Source organism: Pseudomonas sp. NFACC46-3 (assembly GCF_900114515.1).
Taxonomy (GTDB): Bacteria; Pseudomonadota; Gammaproteobacteria; order Pseudomonadales; family Pseudomonadaceae; genus Aquipseudomonas; species Aquipseudomonas fluorescens_Q.
The window spans coordinates 258,095-273,152 of record NZ_FOTH01000002.1 but is presented as its reverse complement, the minus strand read 5'-3'; the positions used below and the strand labels follow the sequence as shown (position 1 = coordinate 273,152).

General features: G+C 61.4%; 11 protein-coding genes. 6 read left to right on the top strand and 5 right to left on the bottom strand.

All coding sequences use genetic code 11. The features are described 5' to 3' along the window. Positions 1-30: 30 nt before the first annotated feature. The 3 genes from BM300_RS04945 to bamA form a co-directional block, all read right to left on the bottom strand. The gene (locus BM300_RS04945; RefSeq protein ID WP_218190625.1) at positions 31-867 is read right to left on the bottom strand and encodes an NAD-dependent epimerase/dehydratase family protein; all 837 of its coding nucleotides are present in this window, start codon (positions 865-867) and stop codon (positions 31-33) included. A gap of 25 nt (positions 868-892) precedes the next feature. Next, positions 893-1,837, bottom strand: a complete 945-nt coding sequence (locus BM300_RS04940) for a glycosyltransferase family 2 protein (RefSeq protein ID WP_092348317.1) — start codon at positions 1,835-1,837, stop codon at positions 893-895. A 107-nt stretch (positions 1,838-1,944) separates the two neighbouring features. Continuing rightward, on the bottom strand, positions 1,945-4,311 hold the full coding sequence (gene bamA / locus BM300_RS04935) for an outer membrane protein assembly factor BamA (RefSeq protein ID WP_092462184.1): 2,367 nt from the start codon (positions 4,309-4,311) through the stop codon (positions 1,945-1,947). A 225-nt stretch (positions 4,312-4,536) separates the two neighbouring features. Here bamA and BM300_RS04930 point away from each other — a divergent pair, with 225 nt between their 5' ends. From BM300_RS04930 to BM300_RS04920, 3 genes are all read left to right on the top strand, one after another. Beyond that, a complete protein-coding gene (locus BM300_RS04930; RefSeq protein ID WP_060738151.1) occupies positions 4,537-5,220 on the top strand; it encodes a response regulator transcription factor in 684 nt (227 codons plus the stop codon). Then, positions 5,217-6,479 (top strand): HAMP domain-containing sensor histidine kinase, encoded by a 1,263-nt coding sequence (locus BM300_RS04925; protein WP_092462182.1) that lies wholly within the window; start codon positions 5,217-5,219, stop codon positions 6,477-6,479. Before BM300_RS04930 ends, BM300_RS04925 begins: the two co-directional genes overlap by 4 nt. Before the next feature lie 107 nt (positions 6,480-6,586). After that, positions 6,587-7,036, top strand: a complete 450-nt coding sequence (locus tag BM300_RS04920; protein ID WP_092346104.1) for a hypothetical protein — start codon at positions 6,587-6,589, stop codon at positions 7,034-7,036. Between the two features lie 21 nt (positions 7,037-7,057). Here BM300_RS04920 and BM300_RS04915 read toward each other — a convergent pair whose 3' ends face one another. Together BM300_RS04915 and baeS are read right to left on the bottom strand one after the other, a co-directional pair. Next, a complete protein-coding gene (locus tag BM300_RS04915) occupies positions 7,058-7,741 on the bottom strand; it encodes a response regulator (protein WP_092462180.1) in 684 nt (227 codons plus the stop codon). 2 nt (positions 7,742-7,743) lie between these two features. Continuing rightward, positions 7,744-9,162, bottom strand: coding sequence for a sensor histidine kinase efflux regulator BaeS (baeS, locus tag BM300_RS04910; protein ID WP_092462178.1), 1,419 nt, complete (start codon positions 9,160-9,162; stop codon positions 7,744-7,746). A 112-nt stretch (positions 9,163-9,274) separates the two neighbouring features. On the opposite strand from baeS, the gene BM300_RS04905 reads away from it, so the two are divergent. Genes BM300_RS04905 through BM300_RS04895 form a run of 3 tightly spaced genes read left to right on the top strand, consistent with a single transcriptional unit; the run spans position 9,275 to position 15,011 of the window. Further along, entirely contained in the window at positions 9,275-10,468 is a 1,194-nt protein-coding gene (locus BM300_RS04905) for an efflux RND transporter periplasmic adaptor subunit (RefSeq protein WP_092346110.1), read from the top strand. A 2-nt stretch (positions 10,469-10,470) separates the two neighbouring features. Further along, positions 10,471-13,617, top strand: coding sequence for an efflux RND transporter permease subunit (locus tag BM300_RS04900; protein WP_092462176.1), 3,147 nt, complete (start codon positions 10,471-10,473; stop codon positions 13,615-13,617). After that, the gene (locus tag BM300_RS04895) at positions 13,614-15,011 is read left to right on the top strand and encodes an efflux transporter outer membrane subunit (RefSeq protein ID WP_092346114.1); all 1,398 of its coding nucleotides are present in this window, start codon (positions 13,614-13,616) and stop codon (positions 15,009-15,011) included. Before BM300_RS04900 ends, BM300_RS04895 begins: the two co-directional genes overlap by 4 nt. Positions 15,012-15,058 lie beyond the last annotated feature (47 nt).

Sequence of the window (15,058 nt, the reverse complement as noted above, 5' to 3'; positions counted from 1 at the left end):
CAACATCATCGCAACCATGCCAAGGCTGTTTCAGCGCCCAGGCAAATCTTCATCCATCAGATGAAACGCCCGGGGAGCAAAACCAAGCCAGTCACTGGCGTGCGAATGGTCGAACACCAGGTCCTGGTTCATCCGCCCCACCAGGGCGCTTGAAAGATGTCGGTAACGTGGCAGGCAGCGCAAAATCGAAACGCCCACGCTGAGTGCCTTGGCGGAGAGGGGCAGCGTTCGCTCCGGGCGTCCCATGGCCTGGAAGATTCGCCGCACCATCGTGTGATACGGCAAGACTTCCCCTCCTGAGAGGTTGTAGCCGCCACTGGGCAGGCCAGGTGTACTCATGGCGGACAGACACGCCTGGATCACGTCATCCCCATGCACTGGCTGGCGCAAGCCGGTACCGCCACCGATAAGCGGGAAAAATCCGAAGCGTTGAATGAAACGTGCTATTTCCGAGATGTTCTTGTCGCGGCCAAAGCCATAGATCAGGGTCGGTCGCAGGATCACCCATTCGATTTGCCGTTCGATCGCCCACTGCTCGAGTTGTTCTTCTGCACAGATCAAGCGTTGCGCCACGTCGCGCTCCCGAGCGTCAGGCGATGCGTGCTTGGCAAAGCGGCTCGTGGAGGAGAGCACGACAACGCGTTTGACGTGAGTGCTGGCAAGGCGCTCCAGGTAGTCGGGCAGCACCCAGAGGGGGGCGAATGACAGGAACGTGTCCAGCGCCAATCCGTGCCAGTCGTCAGCCTTTCGCCAGGTCACACCGGGACAGGACACCGTGGGCAGGCTTCGAGTGAAGGCGCTCGTCAGGTGGCCGGTTTGTGCCAGCAATGGCAGGGTACGCTCGCCCAGGAGGCTGGAACCGCCCAATATTCCTATCCGCAATTGAGCACTCTTATCGTAGGTTCCATGCATTTCTAAACCGGGTGGTGGCGTGGCGAAGGACCACCAGGCCGAATCGAAACCAGACCCCGATCACCACACTGATCCACAGGACGGTAGGGTACTTGCGGCGAAAGAACTTGCGATAGAAACGCAGGAATCCCAAGTGTTTGTGCCATTCGACGAAATAGGGACGATGACGACTGCAACCACCTGATACATGCATCACCCGGGCATCAGGTACGAACAGTACGCGCCAGCCGGCGTGGTGGAAGCGCATGCACCAGTCCAGGTCTTCGCAATGAAGGAAATAGTCTTCGTCCCATAAGCCGACACTCTCGATCGCTTCGCGCTTGACCAGCATGCATGCCCCGGAGATGGCCTCAACGACAATGGAGGTGCCGGGTAGCGGCTCCTTGTGCAATAAAAAATCGGATAACAGCGATGGGAAAAGTACTGAGAGCCGCGAAAGTCCGAAAGCCCGCATGAAGGCGCGCCTGGGCGTGGGGAATACCCGGCGCCCACCGGCTTGCTCGCTGCCGTCCGGGTTGCACAGGAACCCTCCGACCATGCCGATCTCCGGCGCGCTGCGCAGCGCCAGTAGCAAGTGGTCTATGGCATCGGCGGCCAGCACGGTGTCCGGGTTCAAGAAAAACAAGTTGGGGGCCGCTGACAGGCGGGCACCTTGGTTGCACGCCACGGCGAAGCCGAGGTTGGCGGCATTGCGTATGATTTGAAGCGCGTCGCCGGCAGCGTGGGTTCGCTCCACCAGCATCAGGCTATCGTCGTGGGAGTCGTTATCCACCACGATCACTCGGGAAGCGCCGGCGGCAAATGCCGACCCTACACACGCCAGTAAAAGCTTGCCAGCGTTGTAATTGACGATGATCACATCACACTCGCCACGCAGAGATGATGTGGCCCATTCATCCATAGCGAGCAGTTCCACTGCTTCCAACTTCATCACTCCATTGCTCAAACCTGGATACGTATGGGGTCGCAACTACTCAGGTCTGTATCAAAGATAGCAGGTCCGTGCCCTGCGACCAGTTCCGGCCAGCGCTTTCAGAACGTTTGCCCCAAGGAAAACTGGAATACCTGCGTATCAGCGTTATCCGGCGTTCGGACCGGAAAGGCGACGTTGGCGCTCAACGGGCCCAGCGGGCTATACCAGGTCACCCCGACCCCCACCGAGCTGGCCATCTGGCTGAGGTCGACCCCATCGCATCCCAGGGTGGTGCTCAGGTAGCACTTGTCGGAATAGACGCTGCCAACGTCCCAGAACACCGAGGTACGCAGTGATTTGTTGTCTTTGATGAAGGGCAGTGGGAACAGGTACTCCACGCCGCCGGTGATGAGTATGTTGCCGCCCAGTGACTCGGTGTCCCGGTCGGAGTAGTAGGCTTGGCCGGCGCTGGCATAGGTGCCGGTGGCCGGCGTGTTGCGCGGGCCGAGGGTGCCGCTTTCAAAGCCGCGCACAGAGCCTTCGCCACCGGCGGTGTAGTTTTCATAGAACGGCAGGCCGTCGGTCGAACCGTAGCTATTGCCGTAGCCGAGTTTGGTGTGTAAACGCAGCGAGGTGGCGTCGGTGACCGGCAGGAAGGCCTGCCCGGTGTAGTCGATCTTGTAGAAGCTCAGATCACTGCCAGGCACCGTCGCCATCAGGTTAAGGCTTTGCGAATGCCCCCGAGTGGCCAGCACGCCTTTGTTCAGGGTTGATTCGGACCAGCCGAGATTTGCCTTGAAGTTGGTGAAGTCCTTGCCTTCACGCTCGATGAAATCGTAGATCTCATCGGCGCTGTAGGTCCCCGGTTCGATGCTGTCATGTTGCACCGTCATGCCGAAATTCAACCGTGAGGTTTCATTGATCGGGTAGCCGAGGGAGGTGCCGGCGCCGTAGCTATTGATGGAATAGTACGAATAATCGTCATCGTAATATTCGTTGTAGTCAGTGGCGTTGTAGAACAGGTTGTAACCCAGGCTCACGCCGTCTGGCGTGAAGTAGGGGTCGGTAAAGCCGATGTTGTACTTGCTTTGGTAGGACGAGCGGGTCAGGCCCAGGCTGGCGGAGTTGCCGGTGCCGAGAAAGTTGTTCTGGGTGATCGAGCCGCCAAGGATCAGGCCGGCGCTTTGCGAGAAGCCGACGCTGGCGCTGATCGAGCCGGAAGCCTGCTCTTCGACGCTGTAGTTCACATCGACCTGGTCATCGACACCGGGCACTGCCGGGGTCTCGACGTTGACTTCCTTGAAGAAGCCCAGGCGCTCCAGGCGGGTCTTGGACTGGTCGATCAGGTAGGTCGAGGCCCAGCCGCCTTCCATCTGGCGCATTTCACGGCGCAGCACTTCGTCCTCGGACTTGGTGTTGCCACGGAAGTTGATGCGGTTGACGTAGGCGCGCTTGCCCGGGTCCACGGCGAAGGTGATGTCGACGGTATGGTCTTCATCATGCGGCTGTGGCACGCCGTTGACGTTGGCGAAGGTGTAACCCTCGTTACCCAGGCGGCGGGTGATCAGCTCGGAGGTGGTGGTCATCAGCTTGCGCGAGAACACCTGGCCCTTCTGCACCAGCAGCAGCGACTTGACCTGGTCTTCAGGCACTTTCAGGTCGCCGCTGAGCTTGACGTCACGAACGGTGTATTTCTCGCCTTCGTTGACGTTGACTGTGATGTAGACGTGCTTCTTGTCCGGGGTGATGGACACCTGGGTCGAGGCGATGTCCATGTTGATGTAGCCGCGGTCCAGGTAGTAGGAACGCAGGCGCTCCAGGTCACCGGAGAGTTTTTCACGGGCGTACTTGTCGTCGTTCTTGAAGAACGACAGCCAGTTGGTGGTCTTGAGTTCGAACAGGTCGATCAGGTCTTCGTCAGGGAAAACCGTGTTGCCCACCACGTTGATTTGCTGGATGGCTGCCACGGTGCCTTCGTTGATGTTGACCTTCAGGCCGACGCGGTTGCGCGGTTGCGGCACCACTTCGGTGTCGACGGTGGCCGAGTAGCGACCCTGGGCAACGTACTGGCGTTGCAGTTCGTTGCGTACACCTTCGAGGGTGGCGCGCTGGAAGATCTCGCCTTCGGCCAGGCCGGATTGCTTGAGGCCTTTCATCAGGTCTTCAGTGGAGATCGCCTTGTTGCCTTCGATCTCGATACTGGCGACCGACGGGCGCTCGACAACGGTGATGACCAGCACATCACCGTCGTGTCCCAGTTGAATGTCCTGGAAAAAACCGGTCTTGAACAGCGCACGCGTGGACTCCACCAGGCGCCGCTCATCCGCGTTATCACCGACGTTCAACGGCAAGGCACCAAAGACGCTACCCGCGGAGACCCGCTGGAGGCCGTTGATACGAATATCGGAAATCTTGAAGCCTTGGGCGTGGGCAAGTGTGACATTGAGCAGCAGTGCAGCCGAGCAGAGCAGGCGCGAAAAATTCATCAAGATCTTATCCAGGACACATCGACAGGTGGTGTAGGTGGACGCGGATATCTCACCGCAAGACGAGTCACCGCGGGAGTGAGCGGGCTGGTGGCGAGCAAGCATAAAAGTTCGCTGCGTTTGGTGCGGTTAACCCAATGTCAAGTTAGGTAAAGGTTGGCCTGCGGCGATGACGGTGCGCGGCACACGGGCGATAATGGGCCGACACCTACTCAAGAGCGCCCCATGATCTCTGTATTGCTAGTCGACGATGACCAGGAACTGACGGGAATGCTCAGCCAATACCTGGAGCGCGAAGGCTTTGAGGCGACTGCCGTGCACACGGGGGAGGAAGGCGAGGTGCAAGCGCTGTCCGGTCGCTATAGCATCGTGGTGCTGGACGTGATGCTGCCGCGGTTGTCGGGTATCGAGGTGCTCAGGCGCATTCGGGCCGTGAGCCAGGTGCCGGTGGTGTTGCTGACAGCTCGTGGCGACAACATCGACAAGATCACCGGCCTGGAGCTGGGCGCCGATGACTATGTGCCCAAGCCCAGTTCGCCGGGGGAGCTGGTGGCGCGTTTGCGGGCGATCATGCGCCGGGTGCAGCCAGCGGATCGGCCATCCAGCGAAGTGATCAGGACCGGACCGCTGGTCCTGTGGCCCGGCAAGCGCCAGGCGCTCTGGCAGGGGCGCGAGCTGGGGGTGACCAGCACCGAGTTCAGTTTGCTCGAGGAACTTGCCCGCTGTGCCGGGCAAGTGGTGAGTAAACAGAACCTGTCGCTCAATGCCTTGGGCTGTCCCTTGACTCGCTATGACCGGCGCATCGATGTGCACATCAGCAGCATTCGCCACAAGCTGGGACCGCGCCCCGATGCCAAGGCCTGGATCCAGAGCGTGCGCGGCCTCGGTTACCTGTTGATCGCCGAATGATGAAGCCCCGCCGGCTGTTCTGGAAACTGTTCCTGGCGTTCTGGCTCGCCACCAGCTTGACGTTTCTGGTCGGGTTGGGTCTCTTGGTCATGGGCAGTTCCAGGCCTGGTGATTCTCATCTGGAAACGGTCCTTGCTACAGAAGAGCAGCTATTGCGACAGTTTGGCATCGAGTCGGGCCGGCAACTGCTGGCGGTGTGGGAACACCCGGATGACCAGGCCGTTGGCGTCTATGACAGCGCAGGTCAGCTGTTGGCCGGCACGCCAGTGCCGCAACCGGCCTACGAGCGATCGATCATCGGCAAGGACGGCATCGTGCTGTCGCTCAAGTCATCCCATCCCCTGGACAAAAAAGGCGACAGAGGGCCCAGCCACTGGACGCCGTTGATCATCGGTACGGTCATGAGTGCGCTGTTCAGCGGTTACATGGCGTTCTACCTGGCATGGCCGCTGGCCTATCTTCGACGCGCCATGAGTGACGTGGCCCAGGGGCACTTCGAGACCCGGGTCAAGCCGATCATGGGTGCGCGACGTGATGAGATCGTCGATCTGGCCGAAGACTGCGACCGAATGGCCAACCAGTTGAAGCTGTTGGTAGACGCCCAGCAACACTTGCTGCACGACATCTCCCACGAATTGCGCTCACCGCTGACCCGCATGCAAGCGGCCATCGGGCTGCTGCAGCAAGATCCAGCTCGCCTGGAAATGGTGGAACGCATCGACCGTGAGTCGGTGCGCATGGACACGCTGATCGAGGCGTTGTTGACCCTGGCACGCCTGCAGGGGCGACCGGAGAGTATCGAGCGCGAACCAACCGATGTGGTCGAGTTGCTGTCGGTGATCGTCGAGGACGCCCGATTCGAAGCGCAAATGAAAGGCTGCCAGGTCACCTTGCAGGCGTGCCCGGCGTTTGTCAGTCGGGTCAGCGGTGAGCTGTTGTATCGGTGTTTCGAGAACGTCATTCGAAACGCGGTGCGTCATACCCGGCCAAACACCACGGTGATGGTCGTGGCGAAGGTCAATGGCGTCGCAGATGGCTTGACGGTGCAGATCAGCGATCAGGGCGCGGGTGTTGAACATTCGCGACTACAGAGCATCTTCAACCCGTTCGAACGTGGCTTGAACGAAGTCAGTGCCGGCTTCGGCCTGGGCCTGGCCATTGCCTCAAGGTCCGTGGACATTCACGGTGGCACCATCCTGGCGCGCAACGAGCCGTCCGGTGGGCTGACGGTGGAAATCAGCTTGCCTCGTAGGGGGTGATCTTTACACGATATTACATTGACTTGACGGCCCTGTACGCCCCTCCCCAGTAGACTTTGCGCTCAAACTTACTCAGCGTTTGCTGGTGTTTCAGCGTGGAGGTGCTCATGTTTCTGGTTCATAAGAAGGGTTTCGTTCCCGGCAAGAGAATGGTCGACGGTCTGGTGCCTTATGACTTCTTCTGCGAAGACAATCCGAGCCTTAACCTGTTTGTCTTCACCGGTTCCGCCACCCCGGGCAAGGTGGTCGAGGAACAGACTCTCTGGGGATTTACCCGTCTTGAGCGTTTTGAAGCACTGAGCGGCACCCTGGTGTCGAACAAAAAGCAGAAGGGCTGGTTCCAGAAAGTCAATGTACTCACCGGCCCGGCCCAGAACGGCACGCAAGGCGTGAAGTTCCAGCGGGTGCTGAAAATCATCAAGCACACCGATGCATCGAGCCGGATCGCCAGCAAGGCCGACTACGAGATCCAGACAGACGAAGGCGACACCTACTTCACTCGTCAGCCTGCTGGGGGTGACGGTGCGCAAACCGTTATCTATTCGGCAGAACAATAAGCTCGATTTCAACGCGACGCTTCAGGATTCGCCGAGCTGAAACCGATAACCCACGCCATACAACGACTCGATCGGCTGCTCTCCTGGGCAAGCCTGTTCGAGCTTGCGCCGCAGATTACGGATATGGCTATCGACGGTGCGATCAGTGACCACCCGATGATCGGAATAGATCCGATTGAGCAATTGATCCCGGGAAAACACCCGCCCCGGGGACTGGGCCAGTGTACTGAGCAGGCGCAGTTCCAAGGGCGTCAGGTCCAGGGCGATGCCATCGAGTGACGCCTGGTAGCGGTCTTCGTCAATCAGCAGCCGGGCTGGCGCGGTGACGAGAAGTTGCGGGCTGCGCCGCAGGATCGTCTTGACCCTGGCTACCACTTCACGCGGACTGAAGGGTTTGCAGATGTAATCGTCGGCCCCCAGGTCCAACCCGAGCAGGCGATCGACTTCCTCCACGCGGGCGGTGATCATGATGATCGGCACGGCGCTGAAGCTGCGCAGCTCCTGGCACACTTGCAGGCCGTCGCGCCCCGGCAGCATCAGGTCGAGCAGGATCAACCGCGGCTCGCTGGCCCGTACCGCCGGCACCACTTGAAGGCCATTGTCCAGGCACTGGGTCGCATAGCCGGCGGCGATCAGGTAGTCGCGCATCAATGCGGCCAGCTTGGGTTCGTCTTCGACGATCAGGATCGGGCTGTCATGGGTCATGTTCAGGCATTCCGTGGCAGGCGCAGGGTCAGCCAAAGGCCGCCCAACGGCGAGTGCTCGGCGCTGAGGCTGCCGCCATGGGCCAGGGCGATGCTGTGACAGATGGCCAGTCCCAGGCCGGCGCCGCCACTGGCGCGATTGCGTGAGGTTTCGCCGCGGTAAAAACGCTCGAACAGCCGCGGCAGTTGAGCCGCATCGACCCCGGGGCCAGAGTCGAGAAAATCGATGCGTACGACGTCGTCCTCGCTGGCGGCACGAATGCGCAGCACGCCACCCTCGTCGGTATAACGCACTGCGTTTTCCAGCAGATTGCCGAACAGTTGCTGCAGGCGCTTGGGGTCGGCTTCGACCTGCAGCGGCGTTGTCGGCAATTCCAGCTCCAAACGCAGATGCCGGGCATTGCAGCGCTCCTGGAACATCGCCACGCACCCGTCCAGCAGTTCGTTGAGATCGCATTCGCTCTTGCGGTAAGTCAGCGCGCCGACATCGGCCAGGGACAGTTCGTACAGATCATCCACCAGTTTGCTGAGCATGCCGACTTCGCCTTGCAGCGATTTCATCGAGGACGAGTCGAGGGTGCGCACGCCGTCTTTGATGGCTTCCAGCTCACCACGCAATACCGACAACGGGGTGCGCAGTTCGTGGGACACATCGGCCATGAACTCCCGGCGCATTTTTTCGTTGCGTTCCAGGGTATACGCCAACTGGTTGAAGTCTCGGGCCAACTGACCGACTTCGTCATTGGAGGCCACCGACACGCGGTTGCTGTATTCCCCGGCGGCCAACCGGTGCGTGGCGGCGGCCACTCGCTTGACCGGGTCAAGCAGGGTACGGGCGATCCACCAGGCAATCAGCATCGCCAACAGCAACGAGAGCACGCCCACGGCCAGGCTGGTGCGCACCAAATACTGACGAAAGCGTTCACCGCCAGCTTCGGTCACGTTCTGGAACGGCGTCACCGCCAGCCAGCCGACGGTTTTGCCGGCGACCTCGATCGGGCGCATCAGGGCGTCGTCGGCAATCGCCGAGTAGCCCATGACCAACTGTTTCTGCTGATCCAGCAGGGCGATGCGAAACACCGCCCCGGTCAGGTCGGACATCGGCATGGGGGGGCGCTCTGGGTGGGTGGTGTTTTCGCCCGGTTCCGGGCGCAGGAGCTCGAACCAGCGATCCGGCTGGTTGCGCAGGAATTCCCAGTCGCCTTCGCGCTCGTAGGCGTTGGCCAGGCGGGGGAGCACCGGCTTCATGCGCAACAGGGCCTGTTCGTTGAGGTAGTCGAGAAAACCGTTGCCAAAGCTCCAGCCGTTGGCCGCCCCCATGCTCAGGATGACAAACAGCACGCTGGCCATGACGGCAATAAACAGCTTGGTGGAGATGCTCAGTTTCATGGGCTCGGGCAGTTCGATGAATGGCCCGACCATTTAGGCCCTGGTGCGATGAAGATTCAAGGGTGGCGGGCAATCTTCAATTTTCCTGCACATTTGCCTCGCAGTATGGCGCCTGGCTTGAACCATCCGTCTTGCAGAGGCATTTATGTCGACCAAATTATTCGCCAAATCCCTGGTGACCGCCGCCATCCTGGTGTGCTTGATCGTTTTGTTCATGTTGGGCGGTTGCTCCGGCGAGTCGGCACCCACACCCGAACCGCCCAAGGTCTCGGTGATCACCGTGCAGCCGCAAAGTCAGGCGCTGACCACTGAGCTGGCCGGACGCACCCAGGCGTTCATGGTCGCCGAGATACGCCCGCAGGTCGGCGGTATCGTCCAGCAGCGGTTGTTTGTCGAAGGGGCCGAGGTCAAGGCCGGACAGGCGCTGTATCAACTGGATGCTTCCTCTTACAAGGCCGCATTGGCTGAGGCCCAGGCGAACCTCGCCAAGGCACGCGCCACCTTGAAGTCGGCCCAGGCCACGGCCAAGCGTGACGCCCAGTTGGTAAAGATCGATGCCATCAGCCAGCAGGACAACGAGGATGCCCAGGCCAACCTGATGACCGCCGAAGCGGAAGTGCAAGTGGCCCAGGCCGATGTCGACACCGCACGCATCAACCTGGCGTATACCCGCATCAGTTCCCCCGTCAGTGGGCGCGTCGAAACCTCGACGGTCACGCCCGGCGCGCTGGTGGTGGCCAACCAGGACAGCGCACTGACCACCGTGCAGCAGTTGGACCCGATGTATGTAGACGTCACCCAGTCGACCACCGAACTGTTGCGGCTCAAGCGTGACCTGGCCAGCGGTGTGCTGCAGAGCAATGGCGAAGGTGAAGCGCGGATCAGCCTCAAGCTCGATGACGGCAGCACCTATGCCCATGAAGGTCGCTTGAAGTTCAGTGGGGTCAGCGTCAATGAGGGCACGGGCACGGTGACCCTGCGGGCGCAAATCGCCAACCCGGACCGGCTGTTGCTGCCGGGTATGTACGTGCGGGCGGTGCTGGAGCAGGCGCGGGATGACAAGGCCATCCTGATTCCACAGAAGGCGGTGACCCGCAGTGCCAGCGGTGCGACTTCGGTGCTGGTGGTGGTCGACGGCAAAGTCGAGCAGCGCATGCTGACCATCGACCGCGCCGTGGATAACCAGTGGTGGGTCACGGCGGGGCTGAACGCGGGAGACCAGGTGATTGTCGAGGGGGGGCAGAAGGTCCGGGTCGGTGAAACCGTCGTGGCACAGAATACCGGTACCCGCAGCCGTACGCAGAAAGCGACGCCTGTTGCCATCGCGCAGGAGGGCTGAACATGGCGCGTTTCTTTATCGACCGACCGATTTTCGCCTGGGTCATCGCCATCGTCATCATGCTCGCTGGCGCCTTGTCCATCAGCCAGTTGCCCCTGGAACAGTACCCGGACATCGCGCCGCCGACGGTGCGCATTTCCGCGACCTACACCGGCGCCTCGGCCAAGACCGTGGAAGACTCGGTGACCCAGGTCATCGAACAGCAAATGAAGGGCCTGGACAACCTGACCTACATGTCGGCCTCCAGCAGCTCGGACGGCAGCGCCAGCATCAGCCTGACCTTCACCGCCGGCACCAACCCGGACGTGGCCCAGATGCAGGTGCAGAACAAGCTGCAACAGGCCGAGTCGAGGTTGCCGCAGTCGGTGCAAAGCGAGGGGCTGACCGTGACCAAGGGCGGTTCGGACTTCCTGATGATTGCCGCCCTGGCCTCCGACAATCCGAGCGTCACCGGCACGCAGATCGGCGATTACATTTCCAGCACCTTGCTCGATTCCATCAGCCGCATCGACGGTGTCGGCGATGTGCAGACATTGGGCTCCGGCTATGCCATGCGTATCTGGCTGGACCCGGCCCTGCTGGAAAAATACGCGCTGATGCCTTCGGATGTCAGCACGGCCCTGGAGGCGCAGAACACCGAGGTTTCTGCCGGTCAGCTCGGCGCCATGCCGGCGGTGAAAGGTCAGCAGTTGAACGCCACCATCAGCGCCCGCAGCAAGCTGCAAACCGTCGAGGAGTTTCGCAATGTGGTGGTCAAGTCCACCAGTGACGGTGCGGTGGTGCTGCTTGGAGATGTGGCGCGGGTCGAATTGGGCAGTGAAAGCTACGATGTCAGCTCTGCTCTCAACGGCAAACCCGCTGCCGCCATGGGCGTCCAGCTCGCCGCCGGGGCCAACGCCCTGAACGTCGGTGAGGCGGTGAAGGCCAAGCTCAAGGAGCTTGAGCCGTTCTATCCGACGGAGCTGCAACTCAAGAACGTGATTGCCTACGACACCACGCCCTTTGTCAGCCTGTCCATCGAAGAAGTGGTCAAGTCACTGGGTGAGGCGATTGTCCTGGTGGTGCTGATCATGTTCCTTTTCCTGCAGAACCTGCGGGCCACGTTGATCCCCGCGATCACGGTGCCGGTGGTGCTGCTGGGGACATTCGGCGTGCTGGCGCTGTTCGGTTATTCGATCAATACCCTGACCATGTTCGCCATGGTCCTGGCCATCGGCCTATTGGTGGACGACGCGATTGTGGTGGTGGAGAACGTCGAGCGGGTAATGGGCGAGCAGGGGCTCTCGGCCCTGGACGCCACGCGCCAGTCGATGGATGAAATCACCAGCGCCCTGGTCGGCATCGCCCTGGTGCTCAGTGCGGTGTTCATTCCCATGGCGTTTTTTGGCGGCTCCACAGGCGTTATCTACCGGCAGTTTTCGGTCACCATCGTCTCGGCCATGGTGCTCTCGGTACTCGTCGCCATGACGCTGACGCCGGCATTGTGCGCGACCTTGCTCAAGCCGTCCGATGGTCAGGGCCATGGCGCTCAACGTGGATTCTTCGGCTGGTTCAACCGCACGTTCGAGCGTGCTGCCGAGGCCTATAAACGGCAGGTGGGGGGCATTTTGCAGCGCGGGCGCGTTGGCTGGCTGGTGTATGGGCTGGTGCTGCTGCTGATGGCCGTCGGATATTTCAGCCTGCCGACTTCGTTCCTGCCGGACGAAGACCAAGGCATTCTCATGGCCCAGGTGCAGCTACCCGTCGGGGCCACGGACAGCCGCACGCAAGCGGTGGTCAAGCAGTTAGAAAGCTACCTGCTCGAACAGCCGGAAGTCGAAGCACTGATCAGCATTTCCGGCCTGGGCATGAACGGCAACAGCCAGAACAGCGCCCGTGCCTTTATCCGGCTCAAGGACTGGAGCGAGCGCACGGGGGCGGGGCAGGATGCGGCGTCCTTCGCCCAGCGCGCGACTATGGCGCTGTCGAGCATCGGCGATGCCAATGTGTTCGTCATGCAACCGCCGGCCGTGCGCGGTCTGGGGCAGACGTCCGGCTTCGACCTGCAACTCAAGGACCTCGCCGGCCTGGGGCATGACACGCTGGTGGCGGCACGGGAAAAACTCATCGAGCTGGCCAACCAGGACCCTCGCTTGCTCGGGGTACGCAGCAATGGCCTGGACGACGCGCCGCAGCTCAAGGTCAGCATCGATGATCGCAAGGCCGGGGCCTTGAGCCTGAGCACCAGCGACATCAACACCACGCTGTCCACGGCGTTGGGCGGCACTTATGTCAATGACTTCCTCAACCAGGGGCGGGTGAAGAAGGTCTACGTCCAGGGTGAGGCTGCGGCGCGGATGCAGGCGGCTGACCTGGAGCACTGGTTCGTGCGCAACAGCAACGATGAAATGGTGCCGTTTTCTTCGTTCGCCAGCAGTTCCTGGAGCTACGGCTCGCCGTTGCTGGAGCGCTACAACGGCAACGCCTCGCTGGAGGTGGTTGGCGATCCGGCGCCCGGCGTCAGTTCCGGGGACGCCATGGATGCGGTGCAAGCGCTGGTCAAACAATTGCCGGAGGGTATCGGCTACGAATGGACGGGGCAGTCCTATCAGTTGCGCCTTTCCGGTTCGCAGGCGCCGTTGCTGTACGGGATTTCGGTGCTGTTCGTGTTCCTCTGCCTCGCTGCGCTCTATGAGAGTTGGTCGGTGCCTTTCTCGGTGATGCTGGTGGTGCCGCTGGGGGTGGTGGGTGCGGTGCTGGCTACGCGTGTCAGTGGCTTGAGCAACGACGTGTATTTTCAGGTCGGGCTGTTGACCACCGTGGGATTGGCCGCCAAGAACGCCATTCTGATCGTCGAGTTCGCCAAGCACCTGCAAGAGCAGGGCAATAGCTTGCGCGAAGCGACATTGATCGCTGTGCGCCAACGCCTGCGGCCGATTCTCATGACGTCCCTGGCCTTCATGTTCGGCGTATTGCCCCTGGCCCTGAGTAGCGGTGCCGGTTCCGCCGGACGTCAGGCCATTGGTACCGGTGTGCTGGGCGGCATGTTGTCCGCCACGGTGTTGGGGATCTTCTTCGTTTCTTTGTTTTTTGTGCAGATTCGCCGGCGTTTCGGCCGCGTTTCCACGGTTTCGACCTCTGTTCCATCCGCCCAGTCAGGTGACGCATGATCAAGTTTCGCTGGCCATTGCTGGCCATCCTCACGCTGTTCGGTGGCTGCATGAATCTGGCGCCGCAGTATGAACGCCCTGAGGCGCCAGTCTCCGAGCAATGGCTGCCGGCGGCCAGCACGCCCAAGGGTGAGGTGAGTGCCGACATCGAGTGGCAGAATTTTTTCACCGACAGCCGCCTGGCGCGCTTGCAGTCCCTGGCGCTGAGCAACAACCGCGACCTGCGCCTGGCGGTCCTGAACGTTGAAAAGGCCCAGGCGCAGTACCGCATCCAGCGCGCCGAGTCCTTGCCTTCGATCGATGCGAGTGTCAGTGGCACTCACAGTCGCACGCCTGGCTCGTTGTCCAACACAGGCTCGGCGGCCACCACCCATGACTACAGTGCGCAACTGGGGTTGAGCAGTTATGAAGTGGATCTGTTCGGACGGGTGCAGAACCTTCAGGACGAAGCCCTGGAGGACTATCTGTCCTTGACCGAAACCCGACGCAGCACGCAGATCAGCCTGGTGGCCGAAGTGGCGACGGCCTGGCTGACCCTGGCGGCCGACAACGAGCGTCTGCACTTGGCCCAGGAGACCTTGCGCAGCCAGCAGGCGACCTACGAACTGACTCAACGCAGCCACGCCCTGGGCGGCTCCTCCGGTCTGTCCGTGGCCCAGGCGCAAACTACCGTGGAGTCGGCGCGGGTCGATGCAGCGGCGTATGAAAGCCAGATCCTGCAGGATCGCAACGCCCTGCGGCTGCTGGTGGGCAGCGACATCCCCGAAGAGTTGTTGCCGGGTGCTTACCTGGAATCGGCCGCGGCGCTGGTGCAGGTGCCGGCAGAGCTGCCTTCCAGCCTGTTGCAACGACGCCCCGATGTGCTGGCCGCCGAGCACACGCTCAAGTCGGCCAATATCGACATCGGTGCCGCCCGTGCGGCGTTCTTTCCCAGCATCAGCCTGACGGCCAATGCCGGTTCCTCAAGCTCGGCCCTGTCTGGCCTGTTCAAGTCCGGCAGTGGCGCCTGGACGTTTGCCCCGAGCATCAGCCTGCCGATCTTCGATGCCGGCAGTAACCGCGCGACGCTGGACTCGGCCAAGACCGAGCGCGAGATCCAGGTGCAGACCTACCAGCAAACACTGCAGAGCGCCTTCAAGGAAGTGGCCGATGCCCTGGCGGATCGCAGCACGCTGGATCGCCGTATCGAGGCCCAACAGGCGTTGACCGACGCCAGCCGCAAGAGCTTCGAACTCTCCGACGCTTTGTACCGTGGTGGTTCGCAAAGCTATCTCGAAGCCCTCGACGCCCAGCGCTCTCTGTACAGCGCGCAGCAGGACCTGATCACCTTGCGCCTGACCGAGCAGAGCAACCGTGTGACGTTGTACAAGGTGATGGGCGGCGGCTGGAATTAAGGAGTGCTCTGGGAGGAGTACCTGTGAGAGGAGTGTCTGTGAGCGCC

Coding starts and splice junctions, on each gene's coding strand:
- BM300_RS04915 (WP_092462180.1), bottom strand. CDS start 7,741: ATGACCCATGACAGCCCGATCCTGATCGTCGAAGACGAACCCAAGCTG.
- BM300_RS04925 (WP_092462182.1), top strand. CDS start 5,217: ATGATGAAGCCCCGCCGGCTGTTCTGGAAACTGTTCCTGGCGTTCTGG.
- baeS (WP_092462178.1), bottom strand. CDS start 9,162: ATGGTCGGGCCATTCATCGAACTGCCCGAGCCCATGAAACTGAGCATC.
- bamA (WP_092462184.1), bottom strand. CDS start 4,311: ATGAATTTTTCGCGCCTGCTCTGCTCGGCTGCACTGCTGCTCAATGTC.
- BM300_RS04905 (WP_092346110.1), top strand. CDS start 9,275: ATGTCGACCAAATTATTCGCCAAATCCCTGGTGACCGCCGCCATCCTG.
- BM300_RS04920 (WP_092346104.1), top strand. CDS start 6,587: ATGTTTCTGGTTCATAAGAAGGGTTTCGTTCCCGGCAAGAGAATGGTC.
- BM300_RS04900 (WP_092462176.1), top strand. CDS start 10,471: ATGGCGCGTTTCTTTATCGACCGACCGATTTTCGCCTGGGTCATCGCC.
- BM300_RS04930 (WP_060738151.1), top strand. CDS start 4,537: ATGATCTCTGTATTGCTAGTCGACGATGACCAGGAACTGACGGGAATG.
- BM300_RS04895 (WP_092346114.1), top strand. CDS start 13,614: ATGATCAAGTTTCGCTGGCCATTGCTGGCCATCCTCACGCTGTTCGGT.